This window comes from Lacinutrix sp. MedPE-SW (genome assembly GCF_001874145.1).
Classification (GTDB): Bacteria; Bacteroidota; Bacteroidia; order Flavobacteriales; family Flavobacteriaceae; genus Lacinutrix.
Map to the genome: position 1 here is coordinate 1 of NZ_MPCX01000003.1, position 24,737 is coordinate 24,737.

Annotated in this window: 19 protein-coding genes and 1 riboswitch; of the genes, 12 read left to right on the forward strand and 7 right to left on the reverse strand. The window is 32.1% G+C overall.

Going from position 1 to position 24,737, the window contains the following annotated elements; all coding sequences use genetic code 11:
- The first annotated feature begins 113 nt into the window (after window positions 1–113).
- From BM549_RS03695 to BM549_RS03720, 6 genes are all read left to right on the forward strand, one after another.
- Window positions 114–764 carry a hypothetical protein gene (locus BM549_RS03695; protein ID WP_290469027.1) on the forward strand — a complete coding sequence of 217 codons (651 nt, stop codon included), beginning with the start codon at window positions 114–116 and terminating at the stop codon, window positions 762–764.
- Between the two features lie 169 nt (window positions 765–933).
- Entirely contained in the window at window positions 934–1,335 is a 402-nt protein-coding gene (locus BM549_RS03700) for a hypothetical protein (RefSeq protein WP_290469028.1), read from the forward strand.
- Window positions 1,336–1,486: 151 nt separating this feature from the next.
- On the forward strand, window positions 1,487–1,939 hold the full coding sequence (locus BM549_RS03705; protein ID WP_290469029.1) for a hypothetical protein: 453 nt from the start codon (window positions 1,487–1,489) through the stop codon (window positions 1,937–1,939).
- A 161-nt stretch (window positions 1,940–2,100) separates the two neighbouring features.
- Entirely contained in the window at window positions 2,101–2,739 is a 639-nt protein-coding gene (locus BM549_RS03710; RefSeq protein ID WP_290469030.1) for a hypothetical protein, read from the forward strand.
- 346 nt (window positions 2,740–3,085) lie between these two features.
- Window positions 3,086–3,307: a PLD nuclease N-terminal domain-containing protein gene (locus tag BM549_RS03715; RefSeq protein ID WP_290469031.1), complete on the forward strand. Its 222-nt coding sequence runs from the start codon at window positions 3,086–3,088 to the stop codon at window positions 3,305–3,307.
- Between the two features lie 150 nt (window positions 3,308–3,457).
- Window positions 3,458–4,894: an amidohydrolase family protein gene (locus tag BM549_RS03720; protein WP_290469032.1), complete on the forward strand. Its 1,437-nt coding sequence runs from the start codon at window positions 3,458–3,460 to the stop codon at window positions 4,892–4,894.
- A gap of 194 nt (window positions 4,895–5,088) precedes the next feature.
- On the opposite strand, the gene BM549_RS03725 is transcribed toward BM549_RS03720, so the two are convergent.
- From BM549_RS03725 to BM549_RS03740, 4 genes are all read right to left on the reverse strand, one after another.
- Window positions 5,089–6,105: an alpha/beta fold hydrolase gene (locus BM549_RS03725; protein ID WP_290469033.1), complete on the reverse strand. Its 1,017-nt coding sequence runs from the start codon at window positions 6,103–6,105 to the stop codon at window positions 5,089–5,091.
- Window positions 6,106–6,107: 2 nt separating this feature from the next.
- The gene (locus BM549_RS03730) at window positions 6,108–6,566 is read right to left on the reverse strand and encodes an OsmC family protein (RefSeq protein ID WP_290469034.1); all 459 of its coding nucleotides are present in this window, start codon (window positions 6,564–6,566) and stop codon (window positions 6,108–6,110) included.
- 12 nt (window positions 6,567–6,578) lie between these two features.
- Complete coding sequence (locus tag BM549_RS03735) at window positions 6,579–7,871, reverse strand: O-acetylhomoserine aminocarboxypropyltransferase/cysteine synthase family protein (protein WP_290469035.1); 1,293 nt, start codon at window positions 7,869–7,871, stop codon at window positions 6,579–6,581.
- Window positions 7,872–7,990: 119 nt separating this feature from the next.
- Window positions 7,991–8,114: riboswitch (SAM riboswitch) on the reverse strand.
- A gap of 103 nt (window positions 8,115–8,217) precedes the next feature.
- Window positions 8,218–9,768 carry a hypothetical protein gene (locus tag BM549_RS03740; RefSeq protein WP_290469036.1) on the reverse strand — a complete coding sequence of 517 codons (1,551 nt, stop codon included), beginning with the start codon at window positions 9,766–9,768 and terminating at the stop codon, window positions 8,218–8,220.
- Between the two features lie 144 nt (window positions 9,769–9,912).
- On the opposite strand from BM549_RS03740, the gene BM549_RS03745 reads away from it, so the two are divergent.
- The 5 genes from BM549_RS03745 (at window position 9,913) to BM549_RS03765 (ending at window position 16,928) form a co-directional block, all read left to right on the forward strand.
- A complete protein-coding gene (locus tag BM549_RS03745; RefSeq protein WP_290469037.1) occupies window positions 9,913–11,088 on the forward strand; it encodes a 2-isopropylmalate synthase in 1,176 nt (391 codons plus the stop codon).
- Entirely contained in the window at window positions 11,089–12,471 is a 1,383-nt protein-coding gene (gene leuC, locus BM549_RS03750; protein WP_290469038.1) for a 3-isopropylmalate dehydratase large subunit, read from the forward strand.
- Between the two features lies 1 nt (window position 12,472).
- Entirely contained in the window at window positions 12,473–13,060 is a 588-nt protein-coding gene (gene leuD / locus BM549_RS03755; protein WP_290469039.1) for a 3-isopropylmalate dehydratase small subunit, read from the forward strand.
- A 166-nt stretch (window positions 13,061–13,226) separates the two neighbouring features.
- Window positions 13,227–14,345, forward strand: a complete 1,119-nt coding sequence (leuB, locus tag BM549_RS03760) for a 3-isopropylmalate dehydrogenase (protein WP_290469040.1) — start codon at window positions 13,227–13,229, stop codon at window positions 14,343–14,345.
- Window positions 14,346–14,348: 3 nt separating this feature from the next.
- Complete coding sequence (locus BM549_RS03765) at window positions 14,349–16,928, forward strand: phosphoenolpyruvate carboxylase (RefSeq protein ID WP_290469041.1); 2,580 nt, start codon at window positions 14,349–14,351, stop codon at window positions 16,926–16,928.
- 116 nt (window positions 16,929–17,044) lie between these two features.
- Here BM549_RS03765 and BM549_RS03770 read toward each other — a convergent pair whose 3' ends face one another.
- From BM549_RS03770 to BM549_RS03780, 3 genes are all read right to left on the reverse strand, one after another.
- Window positions 17,045–17,386, reverse strand: coding sequence for a P-II family nitrogen regulator (locus BM549_RS03770; RefSeq protein WP_013869230.1), 342 nt, complete (start codon window positions 17,384–17,386; stop codon window positions 17,045–17,047).
- Between the two features lie 82 nt (window positions 17,387–17,468).
- Complete coding sequence (locus BM549_RS03775; RefSeq protein WP_290469042.1) at window positions 17,469–18,773, reverse strand: ammonium transporter; 1,305 nt, start codon at window positions 18,771–18,773, stop codon at window positions 17,469–17,471.
- 41 nt (window positions 18,774–18,814) lie between these two features.
- Window positions 18,815–19,801 (reverse strand): outer membrane beta-barrel protein, encoded by a 987-nt coding sequence (locus BM549_RS03780; RefSeq protein ID WP_290469043.1) that lies wholly within the window; start codon window positions 19,799–19,801, stop codon window positions 18,815–18,817.
- Window positions 19,802–20,240: 439 nt separating this feature from the next.
- Here BM549_RS03780 and gltB point away from each other — a divergent pair, with 439 nt between their 5' ends.
- Complete coding sequence (gene gltB, locus BM549_RS03785; protein ID WP_290469044.1) at window positions 20,241–24,737, forward strand: glutamate synthase large subunit; 4,497 nt, start codon at window positions 20,241–20,243, stop codon at window positions 24,735–24,737.

Consider the following 24,737-nt stretch of genomic DNA (forward strand, 5'->3'; position numbering starts at 1 on the left):
TAATCGCTTAAACGAAATAAAATGAATAAATTAGAGATCAGTTGCAATCCGAAAAGTTAGTGAGTAAAACCCGCTACTTTTCATATACAAAACCGTTGTGGTGCATACGAGAAATGACAAATCCAATTAAAATATCGTTTTTGATTTTACTGATTTTGACTTGTTTTAACTGTCATAATTCAGAAAGGAAAACAATTGAAAAAATTGAAAAGAATTTTGGACTTTTTGAAAATGAAAACGACAGTATCGCAGTTGAATTAAAATTGACCGAATTTAAAAACTGGAATGACATACTCAAACGGACTGAACAAATCGTATGTAACGATAGTCTTCCAAAAATTACAATCGAAAATGACAGCACAATAAAAAGGGTTTATTTCAGAAATCCTTGTTGGGAGAATTTTGCTTGTATTTTAATCAAACAAAAGAATGTAATAGAAATACATAATGACACAATTAATAAACTAGACGAAAATTTTTATCCATTAGATAGTCTAATCAAGATATTAAAAAGAGACTTGGAAAATAATGGCAAAAACCCAAGATTAAGTGACAATCCTGAAAAACTTCTGATTTATCTATCATATGACCAAAACGGAATTAAAAAATTACCAAAAACTCTGGATAAATTAATAAAGTCATTTGAACTAGTAACAGACAGAAAAGATTTGAAAATATGGCTGAATGAAAAAATTAATATTCCGCCACCACCACCGCCACCGAAAGAACCAGATGAAATCGAATTAATTGAAGATGAAAAATAAGTACGACACCACAACAATGTATAACCGCAATTACGGCGGATTCGACTACGTCCGAATCCACTCGGAATTGCTAACGCCAGTTCTAAACCGAAAATTAACGCATATTAACCCGTAACTGACGGTTATACGAGACCGTTGTACAACATTTGCCAAGAAAACTGAAAAAGGGATGAAAATAAAATTAAACGAATCAGAAAACTCAATCGAAATCAAAGATGGACTAAAAAACCAATATCTGATTTTAAAAATTTTAATGATATTAAATTTAGCAAACGCAGTAATCCGAATATTTGGAAAACAAACAACTGAATATGGTTTTATTGAATATATCTGGATTGGATTGGGAATTATTTCGTTAGTTGTTCTTTTTATGTTTTTGTTTAAAATGTCAACCGCGGAAAACATTCCCGTTGAACAAATAAGTCGACTAGAAGAAAAAACTGTGTTTGGAAAGAAAAGGTTTGCACTGGAATTGAAAAACGGAAAGAAAAGGAATTTGGGAAATTTCAAAACTCAATCTGACTTGATTAAAGTTCGCGAACTTTTTAAAATAATTGGAATCGCAAACTGAATAAAAAAACGTTGTACAACAATGTATAACTGCAATTACGGCGGATTCGACTACGTCCGAATCCACTCGGAATTGCTAAAGTCTATGCTAAACCGAAAATTAACGCATATTAACCCGTAACTGACGGTTATACCGAACCGTTGTAACCAATTTGAGAAAAACCGAGTTCACATATAATCCAGAAGTAATTTTTGAATCTGATTTCAGCTCTGATTTGTTGAAATTTAACGGAATTGAAATCGGACAAAATTTGACTGAATTACCAACCGAACTAATTTCTGAATTTTATGACAAAGAAGATAAAAGTCAAAATGCGGATATTAAGAATGGTTGGATTTTGACAAGTAACGGAATTCAATACGTACTGAAAAATGGGATTGTGAAAATGATACGCGTTAAGGAAAACGGAATTACTAAACTGAACGGATTTGACAAAGTTTATGTGGAAAAACTGATTGGAAAACCGAATAAAATAAGTAATGATTCAATAACTTGGGTTTGGGACAATGTCGTTTATGCAAAAGTTCATCATTATAAAAAAAGAAAAACTAAAATTCACTTCTCAACCGAAAACGGAAAAGTATGTGAATTAGAAATTGAATAAAAAAACTGGTTACAACACCGTATATAAAAAATTGCTGGTGTTGTGCTAAAACAAAGGTCGTTGCATGTTTGCTACGTCTGAATTTCCTTCGGAAATTCCTCGCACGCAAACCCGCAACTTTCCATATACAAACACGTTGTGCGTCATTTGAGAAAACCGAAATGCTAAAGATATTTAAGCGAAATATTAAATCTGAATATCAGGAAAGATTAAAAAAATCGTTTCCGAAAGAATTGCATTCGGACTTGAATGAAGTTTTGAAAATTTTACCGTTCGAAAATAATCAAGTCAAATTATGTAATGGACAAACTCACAAAGTTGACAATCTGATTCACGAATCGGAATTGAATATTGATTTTGACAACGAAACTCTAATAATTCCCTACAGACTTTACTTTAACGAACCAAATCCAGAATTGGAAAAGTCTTTGACTAACAAACAAAAAGACATTTTAAATTGTATTTATTTGCGTCATCACAATGGTTATTTAAGAGAAAAACGACTGAATTTAATATCTGATAGTTCAGAAAAATGGACTGTTCCATTTATAATCCAATTAATTGGTGAATACGTTTATGAATTACTTCCAATAATTGACAAAAAAATAAACGAAAACACTTTGGATTATTACGCTAAATTTAGAGATGAAAACCCTAAATATTGGCAACAGACCGAAAGTAGAATGATAAGCTATTGGAATGAATATTATAGATACAAATTTCCGAAACTGAAAGAATATTTGGGATTTGAAATTGTTAACCGAATAAAAAAACGAACGCACAACAATGGCTATAAGTAATTGCTTGTTCTCGCCTACTTAAAAAAATCCTCGCAGATTTTCTATTCGGTTTTTTTTTGCTAAATTAATTGTTGAAACACGCAACGAAATCATACACAAACACGTTAACTTTAATGCTAGAGCAAGTTTGCAGAAATGGATAAAGTTAGTTTATTTTCGGTTTTTTTTGTATTTTAAAAAAGTAAAAACCGAAAAACTATATTGCCAAAATTCGAAAACACGCTGAATTGAATTATGCCTGACTTTTTAGCTGGTTTACGGAATCGATATCTGAATTGAAAACTCGGATTTTTACTCAATCGGAACTTAGCAAATTGCGAAATTAAAAATTTTTAAAACTATTATTATGGACAAAACAATTACAGAATTTTCTTTAGGCTTATTTACTTGGCAAGCTTTAATAATAATTTCCATTGGACTTTGGATTTTTTGCCTAATAGATATTTTAAGAAACCAATTTCAGAAAAACGACAAAGTAATTTGGGCTTTAGTTGTTATATTACTTCCATTTATAGGTTCACTTTTATATTTATTTATTGGAAAAAGTAAAAAATTAAAACTGAATTAATACCTTAAAAAAAACAAAAAAACACATAGCTAGCTCTAGCCTACTTGCAAAAATCCTCTCGGATATTCTATGCGGTTTGTATTTACTAAATTAGTTGCTAAACCAACGCAAAAAAGCATATAAAAAACCTTAGCGATAATTAACCTAAATATGAAAACAGTAAAACGAATTCTTAAATTCATCCTTATAATTATTGGAGCTTTGCTGGTATTTATCGCGGTGATGCTTCTAGTAGATAAACAAAGCACCAATTACTTAAATAGTAAAAATATTAAATCTGCTAATAATAATTCTTTCCTTATTACCAATGTTAATATAATTCCAATGAACCAAGACACTGTTTTAGTAAACAAAATGGTGTACATAAAAGATGGAATAATTCAAAAAATTGCAGATAGGATTGAAACAAATGGAGTTGAAACTCTTGATGCAAAAAACAAATATCTAACACCAGGTCTTATAGATATGCATGTTCATGTATGGGATAGATATGAACTTGGACTATATCTATCTAATGGAGTTACGGCAGTTCGAAATTTATGGGGTATGCCAATGCATCTAAGAATTAAAGAAGAAGTAAACAATAACGAAATTATTTCACCTATATTTTTTACAACAGGACCTAAACTTACAGGTCCAGAATTTATAGGAGATGATAACTTAAATCTAAACAGTCCACATGAAGCTAAAGAAAAAGTAATCTCGTTTAAAAAAAGAGGTTACGATTTTATCAAAACTTACTATGGATTGGATAAAGAAATCTTTGATGCCGTGATTGAACAGGCAAGAGTTTCTAACATTGATATTGTTGCTCATCCATCTCAAAAAGTACCATATTCGTATCATTTTAATTCACAAATAAAATCTATAGAACATGCAGAGGAAATAATTCAACAACCGCTAAACTACAACTTATTAGATACACTAAAATTAAAAGAAGTAGTTAACGATTTCTCAAAATCAAAACATAGTACTTTTAGTCCAACTTTAACAGTTTACAACAACATCTATCAAATGCTTATTGATGATAATATTTTAGAATTAGAACAACTTCAATTCATGAATCCGCTTATTAAAAGAATTGATAGTAAAGCACAATTTGACAGATGGCACAGCACTAAACTAAGAGATTCTTCAATTATTAAGGCTATAAAGAACCAGCATGATTTGCATATAAAAATCATTAAAAAATTACATAAAGAAGGTGTTACTTTTATTTGCGGAACAGATGCTGGAATAGGAGTAACAATTCCTGGGTTTTCAATTCATAAAGAACTAGCATTCTATAAAGAAGCTGGACTTTCTAATTATGAAGTACTTAAAACAGCTACAATAAATGCTTCAAAAACTCATTCTATTATGAACAATATGGGAACCATTGAAGTTGGCAAAATTGCGAACTTATTACTAACAGATAGCAATCCTTTGTTAGAATTATCTACATTAAAAAACCCATCAACCATTTTTATAAAGGGTAGAAAATTAAACAAAGATTCTCTTGAAAATTTTGAAGAAAAAGCTAGGAACCGGAAAAACTTAATAGCATCCGCTGTAAGATATTTAGAGCACTTGATATTTGAAAAATAAACCACCACTAACAACGTGAATATTAATTGAATTAGCATGTTCTTAATTGGAAAATTACTAGTAAATTTTCTATTAAGTTTTTACTTGCTAAATATATACAAGAAAAGAAAATACAATATTCATAGAGACAACACTAAAAAACCCGATTCATTTGAATCGGGTTTTTGTTTTTACTTTTTCATATATATTATTATCTAATCCTGCTCTAAAAGGCTTAACTCTTTAATTTTATTTGCATTTTTATTAATTTGAAAAATAGGTTTTAAAAAACCTGCTAATTGATTAAACTCTATTAAAAAAGCATCATGACCGTGAATAGACTTTATTTCATGAATGTTTACATTTTCTTTTATTAATTTTAAGTCTACAAATGTATCCCAGTTTTCTTCAGCTTTAAAAAACATATCTGAATTAATTGTTACTATGTGTATTGTAGCTTTAATTTTTGAAACCACTTCCTGTAATGTTCCTCGGTTTTTAGTAATATCAATAGTTCTTAAAACTTGATTCATAAACTTATATGCTTTAAGCTTAAAACGTTTATTTAAGGCATTACCATGATAGCTTAACCAATTCTCTACATTAAACTCATGAATGTTATATTTACTTCTGTTAAACTTTTTTGTTAACGATTCTGGCGTTCTATACAGAGTCATAGCATGCATTCTTGCGTCTTCTAATGGTTTTTTAGAATGATTTAAAATCGCATCTTGAATGTGACAATTTGCTATTAACCAATCTGTAGATTTCCAGTCTGTTGCCACAGGTATTAAATGCTCTATTAAATTTGGTTTTAAAGCTGCTAATTCCCATGCAATTCCTCCACCAACCGATCCTCCAATAACCGCGTATAGTTTATTTATATTTAACTTTTTTAAAGCTAAAGCAAAAAGTTTTGCAACATCTCTAGCTATAAAATCTCTATAATTTTCAATTATGTTTTCATGTTTACCATCAAACCCATTTCCAGGAATATTAAATGCTAGTACCGTAAATTGCGTTGTATCTATACATTTAAAATCACCAATTAAATCATTCCACCAGCCATTTTCTCCTGTTACTTTAGAGTTTCCTGTTAGCGCATGATTAACCATAACAATTGGTGCACTATGTAAAGGTTTACCAAAAACCTGGTAAGACAAGTTTACATTTACAGCCTTACCAGATTTAGTTACATAATTAAGAATTTTTATGTAGCTTAAATTTTCCATAACTAATTTTGCGATACATTATATTCTTTTTCTACAGCTATTTTTACAGGTGTTTTATTATACAAATTATCTCTTACCGGACATCTTTCTTCAACAATCTGTAACCATTTTGTTAAAGTTTCAATTGACGCATTGGTTTCTGGAATTAAATTAATTTCTATAAACTTAAAACCTGCTCTTTCATTATTAGAACTTCCTAAAAAACGATTAGGATTTAATTCTCCTGATACTTCAATTTTTAAATTATTTATTTTAAACCCTAATTCTTTTGCTACCAATTGCCCAACAACATTTATACAACCTGCAAATCCAGCTAAAATGTATTCTACAGGATTTGCATCGTCATCTGTACCACCTAAAGCTTCTGGCTCATCAACCACTAATGTAAATTGCCTGGTTTTACCAATAAATTTTGTTGCAGATGCACTTTCTCCAATAACACTAAATTTTAAATCACTCATAATTTCTTTTTTTTAAAGTGTTATTTTTTGTTTTACAACCGCAAACGCCTCTTTTAAATCGGCTTTTAAATCTTCAACATTTTCAATGCCCACAGAAAGTCTTATTAAATCTTTTGTTACACCAGTGCTTTCTTGAGCCTCATCGCTTAATTGTTGATGTGTAGTACTTGCAGGATGAATTATTAATGATTTTGTATCGCCTATGTTCGCTAAAAGAGAGAACAGTTTTGTGGTATCTGCAATTGTTTTTGCAGACTCGTAACCACCTTCTACTCCAAAAGTTACAATACCGCTTTGACCGTTTGGCAAGTATTTATCTGCTAAATTTTTATAGTCGCTTGTTTCTAAACCAGGATAATTTACCCAAGTAACTTCTTCTTGTTGCTTTAACCATTTTGCAAGTTCTAATGCATTTTGACTGTGTTTAGTTATTCGCAACTCTAATGTTTCTAATCCTTGAATAATTTGAAAGGCATTAAACGGGCTTAGCGCTCCTCCATAATCTCTTAATCCTTCAATTCTAATTTTTGCAATAAATGCCGCCTCTCCAATAGCTTCACTATATACTAAACCATGATAACCTGGTGATGGCTCTGTAAACTCTGGAAACTTACCATTAGTCCAATCAAAATTTCCAGCATCAATAACTACACCACCTAAAGATGTACCATTACCATTAATGTATTTTGTTAAAGAATGAATTACAATATTTGCACCGTATTCAATTGGGTTTAACAAATACGGCGTAGCTACAGTATTGTCTACAATTAAAGGCACTTTATGCGCTTTTGCGTGTTTAGAGATTGCTTCAATATCTAATACATCTAATTTAGGGTTTCCTAAAGATTCTACAAAAATTGCTCTTGTATTCTCTTGTGCTGCTGCTTCAAAATTTTCTGGATTTGAAGGATCTACAAACGTTGTTGTAATACCATGTCTTGGCAGCGTTACACTTAATAAATTATACGTTCCGCCATACAAACTACTAGAAGCAACAATATGATCTCCAGCTTTTAAAAGCGTTAACAAGGTTGTAGAAATAGCTGCTGTTCCAGATGCTGTTGCTACTGCAGCAATTCCTCCTTCTAAAGCTGCTAATCGCTGCTCTAACACATCATTTGTTGGGTTGTTTAATCTTGTGTAAATAAATCCTGGAACAGAAAGATTAAACCTTCCTGCCGCATCGTCTGAATCATCAAAAACATAAGCTGAAGATTGATAAATAGGAACTGCTCTTGTTCCTCCTGTTTGATTTACATCGTGTCCTGCGTGCAACGCTTTTGTTGCAAATTTTTGTGTACTCATTTTTCTAAGTTTTTTGAGTTAAATAAATTAAACCAAAAGTCAAATAAGCTTCGTTTGAAGCGTACTTAATAGAAAAATGTTAAAAAGAAAATGCTAATTGCAGATGGGCAATTAGTCTTTAGTTATCTATCCAATATTTCGATAAATGAATCGTAATATTAAGTAGAATTTAGCACCTTCTTAGTAAGTCTAAGGGTTGCTAAGGCTTCAGCGAGTCTATCTCTCCACCTTTCTTGATAACATTTCAGTAAGTGTTTTGAACTTTGTGAGTACAAATATTGCTTCACAAAAATTTAATATCCAAATTATTTCAGGTTTTTATTATTTTTTTATGAAATTCTTAAAATTAGAGATTGTTTTTTGCTAAATATTTATTTTTAATTACTTCGCCCACAGATTTGTTTTCAATTTTACTTTCTAACCAAGAAATTATATCTAAATATAAAAACGCGCGTCTTTCATATGGATGATCTTCAAAAGCCTGTAACGTTTTATGAAGTTCTCTAAAAGCATTTTTTAAATCATGAGGGTAAATATCTTGTAATCCTCTAATAAATTTTATCATTTCTTTTTGTACTTCATGTAAGTCATTCATTTTAATTAAAAACTTATAAGTACTACGTAGTAAAGTCTCTAAGTGATAATCTAAACCGGCTTCGTAATGTGCCACAAGGTTTAAAACACGAGAAAAACACAATAAGTCTTCTCGCATAGAAAGCGATTTATTAGAAATAATTTTATCTAAATAAAAAATACAATTTTTATTATTTCCTGCACCAAAATGCATACTCGCGAACTTGTAGTAGAATATCATTTTATGATGTGGATCTATTCTTTCTTCAAAAGTTATTAAACCCTTTTCAATTTCTGGAATAACCTCTAAACCAGCTTTAAAACTTCCGTCTATAAAATACTGATTGATATTGTGAAAGTTAACATAAAGAAAAATTAAACTAGACACATTTTCATCTTTCACAAATTTTTGATTTGTTACCGTAGCCTTAAAAGCATTTAGTTTTTTTAAAAATTTTGGCTTATTACTTATAAAAAAAAGCGACTCTAATAAGTAGTTATTTCCTTTTAAAAAAAATACAGGATTAAGGTTTATCATACTCGGGTTTTGATAAAACAAATCAACCCATTTAGATGCATATTTATAACAATTTAAAAAATCCTGAAGCAAAAAACTATACCACAAATGTGCCTTGTAAAACCATAATTTTTCTCTAAAACCTACTGTTGCTAAATTAATTTTTGGTAACCTATCATTAAAGTACTTAGTTACACGCAAACCTTCTTCTTGGTTTTTTACGTAACCTGTTTTTAAAATAATACTATATAATTGCAGCGAAAGATTAGAAAGTTTACTTGCAATTACATTTTGAGAACTTAAGTCTTTTGCTTGTAATGCAAGCTCATCTGCTCGAGAACTTATACTTCTGGTTATGTATTGAGATTCAATAATTTTTTCAAGCTCAACAATCTCAAAAGCCATATTTTTCTCTTCGTTAAGTATAGCTAATTCTTTGGCTTTATCTAATATTTTTAAACTCTGTTTATATAAACCCTTATGGTAAAGGATAGATGCAAAATCAAGCTGCTCTCGTATTTGAGAGCGAATGTTTTGATGCGAAGGACTTAATTTTAAACTAATTAAAATTTGCTTATATAAGTGTGCTTTTACATTAGCTAATTGCTGTTTTTTAACAATTCCGCTTTTAATTATTACAACCTCATCATAGGTTTTAGCTTTATCTAGAAGATTAAATAAATTTAAAAATTTAGAATCTGAGTTCACTCCAAGCCTTCCTACATAAAGCTTAAACTGTCTTTTTTCAGACTTTGTTAATGACTTTACCAGAGAAAATAAATTATCTTTTTGGTCTTTAGTTGTCAATTTAATTTTTTATTAAATTACTAATAATCAAGTATTTAAAACCTAAATTTTCGTTTGAACATCGTAATCTATAACAGAAACGCTAAGCCATTAAAAAATTCAAAATATAAATTCGTAAGACAATACTAAACTATATTTTGATAAATGTCAAATAACAACATTCAAATCTTTGATACAACACTTCGGGATGGAGAACAAGTTCCTGGCTGTAAATTAAACACAGAGCAAAAAGTAATTATTGCAAAACAGCTAGATTTACTTGGAGTAGATGTTATAGAAGCAGGATTTCCTGTGTCAAGTCCTGGTGATTTTAAATCTGTAGAAGAAATTTCGAAAATCGTAAAAAGTGCTACTGTTTGTGGTTTAACACGCTCTGTTGAAAATGACATAACTGTAGCTGCCCAAGCATTAAAATATGCAAAAAAACCAAGAATACATACAGGTATTGGCACATCAGACTCACATATAATTCACAAATTTAAATCTAACAAAGAAGCTATATTAAAACGTGCTTATGCTGCTGTAAAATATGCAAAATCTTTTGTTGAAGATGTAGAGTTTTATGCAGAAGACGCAGGACGAACAGATAATGATTATTTAGCAAAAGTATGTGAAGCTGCTATAAAAGCTGGAGCTACAGTTTTAAACATTCCAGACACAACTGGCTATTGTTTACCTAGCGAATATGGTGCTAAAATTAAATATTTAAAAGAAAATGTAAAAGGCATAGAAAAGGCTACTTTATCTTGCCATTGCCACAACGATTTAGGTTTAGCAACAGCAAATTCTATTGAAGGCGTAATTAATGGCGCCAGACAGATTGAATGCACAATTAACGGTATTGGAGAGCGCGCAGGCAATACTGCTTTAGAAGAAGTCGTCATGGTACTAAAACAGCACCCTTATTTAAATCTAGACACTAATATTAAAACCGAAATGCTTTATGGAATGAGCCAACTTGTTTCAGACAGCATGGGTATTTACACACAACCAAATAAAGCGATAGTTGGCGCAAATGCTTTTGCGCACAGTTCTGGAATACATCAAGATGGTGTGATTAAAAACCGTGAAACCTACGAAATTATTAACCCTAAAGACGTTGGTGTTACAGAATCTGCCATTGTTTTAACCGCAAGAAGCGGAAGAGCTGCACTTGCATACAGAGCTAAAAACGTAGGTTACGAACTTACAAAACTTCAACTGGACGATGTTTACGCCAGTTTTTTAGTTTTTGCTGATAAAAAGAAAGAAATAAACGATAATGATATTCATCAAATTATTGAAACTAGTAATGTCTACCAACAAATAATCTCTGCTTAAATGAAAAAAACACTATTCGACAAAGTCTGGGATGCACACGTTGTAGACACTATAAAAAATGGCCCACAAGTACTCTATATAGACAAACACTTAATACACGAAGTCACTAGTCCGCAAGCTTTTAATGAATTAGAAGATCGCGGAATTCCTGTTTTTAGACCAAAGCAAATTGTTGCTACTGCAGACCACAATACACCAACACAAAACCAAGACCAACCAATAAAAGACGAGCTCTCTAGAAAACAACTAGAACAACTCTCTATAAATTGCAAAAAAAATAATATTACATTATACCAATTAGGCCATAAATATAATGGCATTGTGCATGTTATGGCTCCAGAACTTGGTATAACCCAACCAGGAATGACAATGGTTTGTGGTGATAGCCATACCTCAACACACGGCGCTTTTGGTGCAATTGCCTTTGGCATTGGAACCAGCCAAGTTGCTCAAGTTTTTGCCAGCCAATGCTTACTACTTACCAAACCTAAAAGTCTACGTGTAAACGTAAACGGAAAACTTAAAAAAGGGGTTTTACCAAAAGATGTAATTCTGTATATAATTTCTAAACTAGGCACAAATTCTGGTACTGGATATTTTTGTGAGTATGCTGGTAATGTTTTTGAAGAAATGAGTATGGAAGGCAGAATGACCGTTTGCAATATGAGCATAGAAATGGGAGCGCGTGGCGGCATGATTGCTCCAGACGAGACTACTTTTAACTATGTAAAAGACAGACAATTTGCTCCTAAAGGCGAAGACTTTAATAAAAAAGTTGCCTATTGGAAAACACTACCAACAGATGAAGGTGCCACATTTGATAAAGAATACTCTTTTAATGCTGAAGACATTGAACCAATGATTACCTATGGTACTAATCCTGGAATGGGAATTAAAATTACAGAAAATATTCCTGTAGAAACCAACGCATCGTTTAAAAAATCTCTTGAATACATGAACTTTGAAGCAGGAGAAAGCCTAATAAACAAACCTATAAACTTTGTTTTTATTGGCAGTTGCACCAATTCTAGAATTGAAGATTTTAGAGTTGCCGCAAATTTTATAAAAGGAAAGCAAAAAGCTAAAAATGTTACTGCTTGGTTAGTACCTGGAAGCAAACAGGTGGAAACTCAAATTATTAACGAAGGTTTAAAAGCTGTTTTTGATGCTGCAGGATTTGAGCTTAGACAACCAGGTTGCTCTGCATGCTTAGCTATGAATGAAGATAAAATACCTCAAGGAGAATATTGTGTTTCTACATCTAACCGAAATTTTGAAGGCAGACAAGGTCAAGGTTCTAGAACCATTTTGGCGAGCCCATTAGTTGCAGCCGCAACTGCTGTAGAAGGAAAAATTATAGACATTACTAAACACCTTAATTAATATGGAAAAGTTTACAACACTACATTCTAAAGCAATTCCTTTACAGATTGAAAACGTAGATACAGATCAAATTATTCCTGCCCGTTTTTTAAAAGCGACAGATAAACAAGGTTTTGGTGATAATGTTTTTAGAGATTGGAGATACAACAAGGACAACACACTAAATATTGATTTTGCACTTAATAATCCTAATTATTCTGGCTCTATTTTAGTTGCCGGTGATAATTTTGGTTGCGGTTCGAGTAGAGAACACGCGGCTTGGGCTTTAACTGGCTATGGTTTTAAGGTGGTTGTTTCTAGCTTTTTTGCAGATATTTTTAAGGGCAACGCCCTAAATAACGGCTTACTTCCTGTTCAAGTTTCTAAAGCTTTTTTAAACACTTTATTTAAAAGTATTAAAAAAGATCCAAACATTAACATAATTGTGAATTTAGAAGCACAAACTATTGCTATTGAAAACACAGATCATGTAGCGCATTTTGAAATTAATAGTTATAAAAAAACCTGTTTAATTAATGGCTACGACGATATCGACTTTTTACTTAGTAAAAAAGCAAAAATTGAAGCTTTTGAAATTAGCCTTAATTAATAAATGCGTTAGTGATTGAACGGTTTGTTTGAGCTCCTTGAAAAGAGCGAGTAGTGAAAGCACGACCTTTAGGTAACGCCAAAAAAAAAATAAAATTTCTGCTTTGCCAGAAAAAAACAATAAGTATAAATTATAGGAAACTATTCCTGTTTAAGAAGTAATAAATATGAAATTAAATATCGCAGTTTTACCAGGAGATGGCATTGGCCCAGAGGTTACTCAAGAGGCAATAAAAGCGCTACAAGCTATTGCTCTAGAGTTTGACCACACGTTTTCGTTTGTTGAAGCTCCTGTTGGAGCAACCGCTATAGACCAAACAGGAAATCCTTTACCAGAAGAAACCTTAGATGTTTGCGAGGCTTCGCATGCCATATTATTTGGCGCTATTGGCGACCCTAAATACGATAACAATCCCGAGGCTAAAGTGAGACCAGAACAAGGGTTACTTCGTTTAAGAAAATCTTTAGGCTTATTTGCTAATATTAGACCTGTAAAGGCTTATGATGCGCTTATTGAAAAATCGCCTTTAAAAAAGGATATTATTCAAGGTACAGATATTAGTATTTATAGAGAGTTAACTGGTGGTATTTACTTTGGTGAAAAGCATTTAAGTGATGATGGTAATACTGCTTCAGATTTATGTTTATACACTAAAACCGAAATTGAACGTATTGCACATTTAGCCTTTAAAGCTGCAAAATCTAGAAAAAATAAAGTAACTTTAGTGGATAAAGCAAATGTTTTAGAAAGTTCAAGACTTTGGCGAAAAGTGGTAACAAATATCGCGAAACAATATCCTGATGTTTCTTTAGACTTTTTGTTTGTTGATAACGCAGCCATGCAAATGATTTTAAACCCTAATCAATTTGATGTTATTTTAACCGAAAATATGTTTGGAGATATTATTAGCGACGAAGCGAGTGTTATTGGTGGCTCTATTGGTTTACTTGCCTCTGCATCTGTTGGAGAAAAATATGCCATGTTTGAGCCTATTCATGGCTCTTATCCTCAAGCTACTGGAAAAAGCATAGCCAATCCAATAGCATCAATATTATCTGCCGCCATGTTACTAGAACATTTTAATTTACATGCTGAAGCCGAACTAATTAAACTTGCTGTAGAAAAATCTTTAAAATTAAATATTACTACACCAGACTTAAATAAAGACCATAACAATGTATCGACATCTAAGGTTGGCGATTTTATAGCCGATTTTATATCTAACCCTAACGACTCTAACCTTAATTTTCACAACATACATTTAGGTCAATCTACAATTATATAATATATGCCTACACAGCCTAAACTCACTCGATTTAAACAAACTGTATTGTCTAAATACCAAATATACAATAGTATATTCATGACCTTACCTTTTGATTCTATTTCTAAAACAGGCGTTTTATTACCGCTTTTTCATGAAACCTGTAAAAACGGTTTTGAGAACGGAGATAACCCAACCGCAATTGTTAATACCTTTTTTAAAAAATACCAAGCTAGAAGGTCTAAAGAGAGCCAGATTGATTTATTGTTTCGCTTTATTCAATATATAGAACGCCAAGTTGTATTATTTGATGCCATTGAAGATGCCGCTTTTCCTGTAGTTAACAACATGGATGGTATTGGTACTTTAAGAAGTTTAAAGGAAACTGCTACTTCTGAAAATAAATTAGAAAAACTACAACAATATTTAGAAGAATTTAAAGTAAGAATTGTTTTAACCGCGCATCCTACTCAATTTTATCCTGGTGCAGTTTTAGGTATTATAACAGATTTAACTGAAGCTGTAAAGGAAAACGACCTACTTACAATAAACGATTTATTAGCCCAACTTGGCAAAACACCTTTTTTTAAACACAAAAAACCAACTCCGTACGACGAAGCCGTTAGTTTAATATGGTATTTAGAAAATGTATTTTATAAATCGTTTGGTAGTATTTACGATTATATACAGCAAAACATTTTTGATGGTAAACATATTAATAACGATATTATTAATATTGGCTTTTGGCCTGGTGGAGATAGAGATGGAAATCCTTTTGTTACTCCAGAAATCACTTTAAATGTTGCAAACAGGTTACACGAAACCATTATTAAAAACTACTATAGAGATATACGTAAACTTAAAAGAAAACTAACGTTTAAAGATGTTGAAGAACGTGTTTTTAACTTAGAAACAGAGCTTTACAATATTATCTCACATGAAAAATCTACTTTAACATTAGAGCATTTTAGCTCAGAATTAGAAAACATAAAGCAAATTATAATTGATAAACATCAATCGCTTTATGCCGAAGAAATTAACAGCTTAATTAATAAAGTTCATCTCTTTGGCTTTCATTTTGCTAATTTAGATATAAGGCAAGATAGCAGAAAGCATAATCAATTTTTTAATAATATGGTTGATGCTTTACTTGAAAACAAAAGTGAAATATTTCCAAAAAATTACCATGATTTAAACGAAAAAGAACAAGTTAAAATACTCTCTAAAGTAAAAGGAAACATAGACCTTTCCTTAATAAAGGACGAAGAAACTTTAAAGGCTTTAAACACTATGAAAGCCATTAAAACCATTCAAAACACTAATGGCGAAAAAGCAGCAAACCGTTATATTATAAGTAACAACCAAACTACGTTAAACGTAATGCAATTATTTGCAATGTTAAAACTTGTTGCTTTTCAAGATGAGCTTACGGTAGATATCGGTCCGCTTTTTGAAACCATTACAGATTTAGAAAATGCTCCTGCTGTAATGGAAGCACTTTACACTAATCCAGAATATGCAGCACATTTAAAATCTAGAGGAAACAAACAAACTATAATGCTTGGGTTTAGCGATGGTACAAAAGATGGTGGATATCTTATGGCAAATTGGGCTATTTATAAAGCAAAAGAAAATCTTACTGCAATTTCTAGAAAGTATGATGTTACCGCCATTTTCTTTGACGGTCGTGGCGGTCCACCAGCTCGTGGCGGAGGAAAAACACATAATTTCTATGCGTCGTTAGGACCAACAATTGAAGATAAAGAAGTACAACTTACTATTCAAGGTCAAACTATTAGCTCTAATTTTGGAACATTGGATTCTTCTCAATACAATTTAGAACAACTAATAACTTCTGGTATTCATAATAGTTTTAGCGATAATGATTTAAGCATGCTTCCTGAAAACAGAGTCGTTATGGATGATATTGCAAACCTTAGTTACGAAGCTTATGTTGCGTTTAAAGCACATCCTAAATTCATTTCCTATTTAGAACACATGAGTACATTAAAGTATTATGCTAAAACAAATATAGGAAGTCGCCCATCTAAAAGAGGAAAAGCTAAAGGTTTAGTTTTTGAAGACTTAAGAGCTATACCGTTTGTAGGCTCATGGAGCCAATTAAAACAAAATGTTCCAGGATTTTTTGGTGTTGGTACTGCTTTAAAAAAATATGAAGATGCAGGAGAGTTTGATAAAGCTCAACGCTTATTTAAAACATCGGATTTCTTTAAAACATTAATTGAAAACAGTATGATGTCTTTATCGAAATCATTTTTCGATTTAACAAAATACATGGCCGAAGATCCAGAATATGGTGCTTTTTGGAAAGTTATTTATAATGAATACGAAACCACAAAACGACTTATATTAAAGCTTACAGGATATAAAGAATTAATGCAAGAAGAACCTGCCGGAAAAGCATCTATAGCTGTTAGAGAGTCTATTGTACTACCTTTATTAACGATACAGCAATATGCTTTAAAAAAGATTCAGGAACTTGAAACAGCAGAAGTTAAAGACGAAGAGCAAATTAAAATATTTGAAAAAATAGTAACACGCTCTTTATTTGGAAATATAAATGCAAGCCGAAATTCAGCTTAAAAATCACAAAAAGTTTATATTAAAAAACCTCGATACGTTATGTATCGAGGTTTTTTTCTAACTAACTAATTTAGCGAGCAATTACAATACTCACTAAATATTTTATATACTTTTAGTTATCTTAATGTTTTCTTTCCTTTTTCTTTGGTTCTAATTTTATAAGCTTCATCAATAGTGGAAATAAAAATTCTACCATCACCTATTGCTCCAGTAGAAGCAGACTCTAATATTGCTTTTATTGTTACAGCTTTAAAATCGTCGTTTACAATTATTGATAAGTAACATTTTTTACTGTTTTCTTTATTTGCTTCAGAAGAGATTAAATCTAACACATCTTGATTTTCATTATCAATACTAATCACATCCCAATGGGTAAAAAAGTTTACACCTACGCTTTGCAATGCTTCCTGAACAACTGAAAATTTTGATTTTCTAATAATAGCTTCTACTTTTTTCATTTCAACTTAAAATTAAAGACATTATAGTTCTTAAAACAAATGTCTTAAGAACTATAATATTTAGAGTTAATACACTACTAATCTATCCTCTATCTCTTTTTCCTGGATATGCTATTTCACCATGTTCAGACAAGTCTAAACCTACTCTTTCTTCTTCTTCAGTTACACGAAGTCCAATTGTAGATTTTAATATTTTAAAGACTATAAATGATAACACAATAGACCAAACAGCATAAGCTAAAACTCCAATAGCTTGAGAGCCTAATTGACTAGCGCCACCACCATTAAACAATCCTATTCCCGCATCACCATCTATTCCCCAAAGACCAATTACTAAGGTTCCCCAAGCACCAGCGACACCGTGTACAGAAACAGCTCCAATGGCATCATCAATTTTTAATTTTTTCTCTATAAATTCTATTGAAAAAACAACTATAATTCCTCCAATTAAACCTGCAAAGACAGCGCCAATTGCAGACATGTTTCCACATCCTGCAGTTATACTTACTAAACCAGCTAAAGCACCATTTAAGGTTTGAGGCAAATTAGGTTTACCGTACCAGATCCAGGTTGTAATTAAAGCACCCAACCCTCCAGCAGCAGCAGCTAAATTTGTAATTAAAACTACATTAGATGCTCCTATAGCATCTGCGCCACCCCAAGCAAGTTGAGATCCTCCGTTAAAACCAAACCAACCTAACCAAAGTACAAATACTCCTAAGGTCGCTAATATTTGATTGTGTCCTGGAATTGGCAACACTTTTCCATCTACATATTTTCCAATTCTTGGTCCTACCATATATGCAGCTACTAATGCTGCCCAACCACCAACTGAATGTACAATTGAAGATCCTGCAAAATCAATAAATTCTAATTCGGTTAACCAACCAGAACCTTGCCATTGCCAACCTCCAGCTATTGGATAAATTAAAGCAGTCATTACAACTGAAAATATTGCGTAAGTAGAATACTTTGTTCTTCCTGCTATGGCTCCAGAAACAATTGTTGCTGCTGTTGCCGCAAACATGGTTTGGAAAAATAAATCTGCACCTTCACCTTGCATTAATCCACTCCAGAAAAACCATCCGTTAGATGTGTCTCCATACATTAATGAGTAACCTACTAACCAATAGGTTAATGAACCTACACAAATATCTAGCAAGTTTTTCATGGCAATATTTGCTGCATTTTTAGAACGCGTCATTCCTGTTTCGACTAAAGTAAATCCTGCCTGCATAAAAAATACTAGAATCCCTGAAAGTAACATCCAGAGCATTCCTAAATCTCCATTTATTGCATTTACAGCATTTTCAACATCTTTTGTAGTAGCAGCTACAGTTTCTTGAACTGCTATAAAATTTGGTAAAATTGATAAAAAATTATCCATAATATGTAATTATTGTTAGTTTATAGTTAGTTATTATTTTATTAAAATTTATAAATGGCAGCAACAACAAAAGATCCTAAGCTTTTAGTCGCCATTAAATCGGTATCGATAAAAATATCTTCAGAGCCACTATCAAATCTAAATTCTGGTTTTATAATTAAATCTTCTACAGTATAACTTCCTGTTAATGTTACAGCAACAACACTTAAATCATCTTCTACAAATTCACTTTGCTCTTGAAAATACTCTCCTCTAAGACCTAATGAAAATGAGTCACTAAAACTATATTGCGGGTATAAGTCCGCACCATAAAATCCTTCTCCGTCATTATCTGCATAAGCAGCATTTATTCCTAAAAAGAAATTATCAGACACATCAAAACCTCCAGTATAATCTACTTCAAAACCTAAACCAGCATCGTCATACAAGAAGTTTAAATATTGACCACTATATCCTAGTTGTGCACCTACAGCGTAGCTTCCATTAGGATTAAACTCGGTAACATCTGTTTGGTTAAACACGCCAAGCATTAAGCTAAAATCTTCAGATAAAGTAAAATCTGCTTTTAAACCTGTGTGAGAAAACGGACCATTTGAAAACAGATATGATGTACTGTAATTAAAATTTCCAACTGGAGATATTACTTCGTAACCCAAATAAGTATTAAACTTTCCTAAGGTTAATTTTGTGTTTTCACTAATATTGTAAAAAGCAAAAAGCTGATTTAAAACTGTAGCACTTGCAGCTTCTCCTCGTGGCCCAAACACTAAATCTGCCACAGCTCCTACTTTTCCTTTTTCATAAGAGGCGATTATATTTCCCATTCCTAAAGAAAATCCTGCTGTATCTGCAAAAGATGTTCCTGGAGCAATATGGTTTTCATCATTGGGAGCAGTAAAATTAGTTCGATAGTAGGTATCTACGCTTCCTTCAAAAGCAAATTTTTTCTCTGATGAATTAGAATTTTCTTCTTGAGCTATTAAAGTTACAGATAGCAATAAAAGCAATAGGGTAAACAAATGTTTCATAAAAATGATATTTTGGTTAATAAACCCTTCAAATCTATGTTAAAAAATTGTTAACCCACAAATTAATAGGGTTGATATAGTCATTTTTACGATTATTTAAAATTTAACCCTATTTTTTTTAGGGTATAAAAATTAAAAATCGTTTTTTTATTAAATTCACACCTAATGAAATTAAATAAATACCAATAAATTTTAATTTTACTAAATATTTTATAATTTATTAAGAGTTTCGAAAACGTTTTCGTAAAATAAATTAAAATTTAATAAACTTTTCCTATTGCGATTTTCTTAAAAAATTAGCTAAATATTAATTTAAAAGAAATTTAAAATGAACAAAATCAGAATTCCTAAAAAGTGAACTTGCCGTTTTTTAAATTAGTTCTTAGCATGTATCTTGAGTAAAAATTAAGGCAAAAAAGCCTTTAAAATTTTACTTATTATGCTTAAAAAACAAGGACTTTATTTACCAGAATTTGAACACGATAATTGTGGTGCAGGATTTATTTGCAGTTTAACAGGAAAACGTTCTAATGACATTATACATAAAGCGCTTGAAATATTAGTAAAATTAGAGCATCGTGGTGCAGTAAGTTCTGATGGTATTACTGGTGACGGAGCAGGAATTCTTATAGACATCCCTCATAAATTTTTCAAGATTTTCTGTGAATTTGAACTACCGGAAGCTGGAGAATATGCTGTAAGCAACGTGTTTCTCCCTCAAAAGGAAAATCAACGTCGATTTTGTATCGAAGTTTTTGAGAAAGAAATAGAAAATCAAGGTCTTAAATTAATAGGCTGGAGAGACGTACCTATTAATAGTGAAGTTTTAGGTAAAGTAGCTAGAGAAACCGAACCTTTTGTTAAGCAAATATTTATAGGTAAAGCTAATAAAGAACAAACCGAAAGAGAATTTAATATAAAATTATATGCTGCGCGTAAAATTGCAGAACATACTATATACGACTCTAAACTATCAGAATCTAAGTATTTTTATCTTCCTAGTTTATCTACAAAAATCATCATTTTTAAAGGCTTATTAATGCCAGAACATATTAATGAGTATTATTTAGATTTATTCAATTCTGCTCTTGATACGCGTTTAGCACTAGTACACCAACGCTTTTCTACCAACACATTCCCTACTTGGGATTTAGCACAACCGTTTAGATACATCTGTCATAATGGTGAAATAAATACAGTAAGAGGTAATGTGTCTAGAATGTTTTCTCGCGAAGAAATCATGGAAAGCCCATTATTTGGTGACGATATTAAAAAGATTATACCAACCGTTTTAAAAGGAAAATCAGATTCTGCAACCTTAGATATGGTTGTCGAGTTATTATTAATGACTGGTCGTTCACTTCCTGAAGCTATGATGATGTTAGTTCCTGAAGCTTGGGAGAAAAACCCAAACATGTCTGACGCTAAAAAAGCATTTTACGAATACAATTCCTGCCTAATGGAACCTTGGGATGGACCAGCTTCCATACCTTTTACAGATGGTAATTTTATTGGTGCAGTTTTAGACCGAAACGGATTGCGTCCTTCACGCTACACAGTAACTAAACTCGGCAATGTTATTATGTCTTCAGAAACTGGAGTAGTAGACATTAAACCTGAAAATGTAGAATATCATGGTCGTTTAGAACCAGGAAAAATGTTTCTGGTAAACATGAATGAAGGCAGAATTGTTAACGACGAAGAAATAAAAGAAGAAATAGCCTCTAAACACCCTTACAGAAAATGGTTAAACGAAAACCTGATACATTTAAGAGACATTGAAGCCAAACAAGGACCTATTCAGTACGACGAAATAGACCTTAAAAAACGTGAGGTTATTTTCGGATATACACAAGAAGATTTCAACACTATTATTCGTCCTATGGCGCAATTAGCTAAAGAGCCAATTGGCTCCATGGGAAGTGATACGCCTATTGCAATCTTATCAGAAAAACCACAGTTAATTTACAACTATTTTAAGCAAATTTTTGCCCAAGTTACCAATCCACCTTTAGATGGTATTCGTGAAGAGTTAATTACAGACATCAGTTTAACCTTAGGAAGCGATGTTAATATTTTCGATATTAATGCTGACCATTGTAAAAAGCTAAAAATTCAGAATCCAGTAATCTCAAAACATGATTTAGACAAAATTAGAGATTACGATACCAATCCAGATTTCAAAGTCGAATCTATTTCCATGTTATACGAAGTAAACCGTGGACTAAACGAATTAGAAGTCGCTCTTGAAAACTTAGTAAACAAAGCGTCAAAAGCAATTGATAATGGAGCAAATATCATTATTCTTTCAGATAGATTTGTAAACGAAAATCATGCACCAATTCCAGCGCTTTTAGCTTGTTCTTATGTAAATCATGCGCTTCATAAATTAAAAAAACGTTCAAAAATCAGCTTAATTATTGAATCTGCAGAACCTCGTGAAGTTCATCATTTTGCCTTACTATTTGGTTATGGAGCAAGTGCTGTAAATCCTTATATAGTTAATGAGATTGTTCAGAAACAAATCGAAAACCAAGACGTCACAGATTTAGAATATTTAACTGCAATTAAAAATTATAATAAAGCGGTAGGAAAAGGCATTTTGAAGGTTATGAACAAAATCGGAATCTCAACCTTAAACTCTTACAGAGGATCTCAACTTTTTGAATGTATCGGAATAAAATCGTCTACAGTCGAAAAATATTTCCCAAATACAACCACTCGTATTCAAGGTATTGGCTTAAGAGAAATTGAACAAGAAATTGTAAAACGTCACAAAAAAGCATTCCATAAAAATATAGAGCCAACTATTGAAGTTGGAGGTGATTATAGATGGCGACGCGGACAAGAAAAACACATGTTCAACCCATTAACAGTTGCTAAACTTCAAGAATCGGTAAGAACCAATAAAGCCTCTACTTTTAAGGAGTATTCAGAGTTAGTAAACAACCAATCTAAAAGTTTAATGACCATTAGAGGTTTGTTTGAGTTTGATCAATTTGATCCTATTCCGTTAGATGAAGTAGAACCTTGGACAGAAATTGTAAAGCGTTTTAAAACAGGAGCCATGTCTTATGGTTCTATTAGTAAAGAAGCGCATGAAAATTTAGCTGTAGCCATGAATAGAATTGGAGGAAAATCTAATTCTGGTGAAGGTGGAGAAGATCAAGAACGTTTTTACAAAAGCTCTCAAGGTGATTGGAGAAACTCTGCAATAAAACAAGTGGCTTCTGGTCGTTTTGGTGTAACTTCAAATTATTTAACTAGTGCCAATGAAATTCAAATAAAAATAGCACAAGGTGCAAAACCTGGTGAAGGCGGACAATTACCTGGACCAAAAGTAAATCGTGAAATTGCAAAAACCAGAAACTCTACACCTTACGTAGGTTTAATTTCTCCACCACCACATCACGATATTTATTCTATTGAAGATTTATCGCAATTAATTTACGATGTAAAATGCGCTAATCGCGAAGCTAGAATCAATGTTAAATTAGTGTCAGAAGTTGGTGTTGGTACAGTTGCTGCAGGAGTTGCTAAAGCTAAAGCAGATGTTATTTTAGTGTCTGGTTTTGATGGTGGTACAGGAGCTTCTCCTTTAACATCTTTACGTCATGCAGGACTACCTTGGGAACTTGGTATTGCAGAAGCACAACAAACTTTAGTAATGAACGATCTTAGAAATCGTGTAGTTTTAGAATGTGACGGACAATTAAAAACGGGTCGTGATGTAGCTATTGCTTGTTTATTAGGAGCAGAAGAGTTTGGTTTTGCTACTGCGCCTTTAGTAGCATCTGGCTGTATCATGATGCGTGTTTGCCACTTAAACACCTGTCCTGTTGGAATTGCAACTCAAAATCCAGAACTACGTAAAAAGTTTAAAGGAAAACCAGAACACGTAGTAAACTACATGTATTTTGTAGCTCAAGAATTACGTGAAATCATGGCTAAATTAGGATTCAGAACCATAAATGAAATGGTTGGTCAATCTCAAAAACTAAATAGAAATAAAGCTATAGATCATTATAAATCTTCAGGAATTGACTTAACACCAATTCTTCACAAAGTAAAAGTTGGCGAAGATGTAAAACTATTCAACACCTATTGTCAAGACCACAATTTAAATGTGCATTTAGACTTCAAAATTGTTAAACAAGCACACCAAGCATTGTTCAGAAGACAAAAAACACATTTCGAATTACCCATAACAAATATTGACAGAGCAGTTGGTGCCATTGTTAGCAATGAAATCTCAAAAATTTATGGTGCAGATGGTCTACCAGAAGACACTATTGATATTGATTTTCATGGTTCTGCAGGACAAAGTTTTGGAGCATTTGCAACCAAAGGACTAAAATTTACAGTTCACGGAAACACCAATGACTACTTAGGAAAAGGTTTATCTGGAGGGAAATTAATTATTAAAGTGCCTGAAAAATGCACCATAGTTCCAGAAGATAATATCATCACTGGAAACGTAACATTATATGGAGCAACCTCTGGTGAAGTATATATTAACGGAAAAGCTGGAGAGCGTTTTTGCGTTAGAAACTCTGGTGCAAAAGCAGTTGTAGAAGGTATTGGTGATCATGGTTGCGAATATATGACTGGTGGTGTTGCTGTAATTCTTGGCGCTGTAGGTAGAAACTTTGGTGCAGGAATGAGTGGTGGAGTTGCTTATGTTTTTGATGAAAAAGAAACCTTTAAGCAACACTGTAATTCAGACGATTTAAATATTGATCCAGTTGAAAACGTTAAAGATCAATTACAACTAGAACAGCTTATTGAAAATCACTCCCTTGCAACTGGAAGTCCTTTAGCAAGACGCATTTTAGATAACTGGAAAAACTACCTTCCAAAATTCAAAAAAGTATTACCAGAAGAATATAGACAAGCATTATTAAGATTAGAACAAGAAGAATTAGAATTAGCGTAA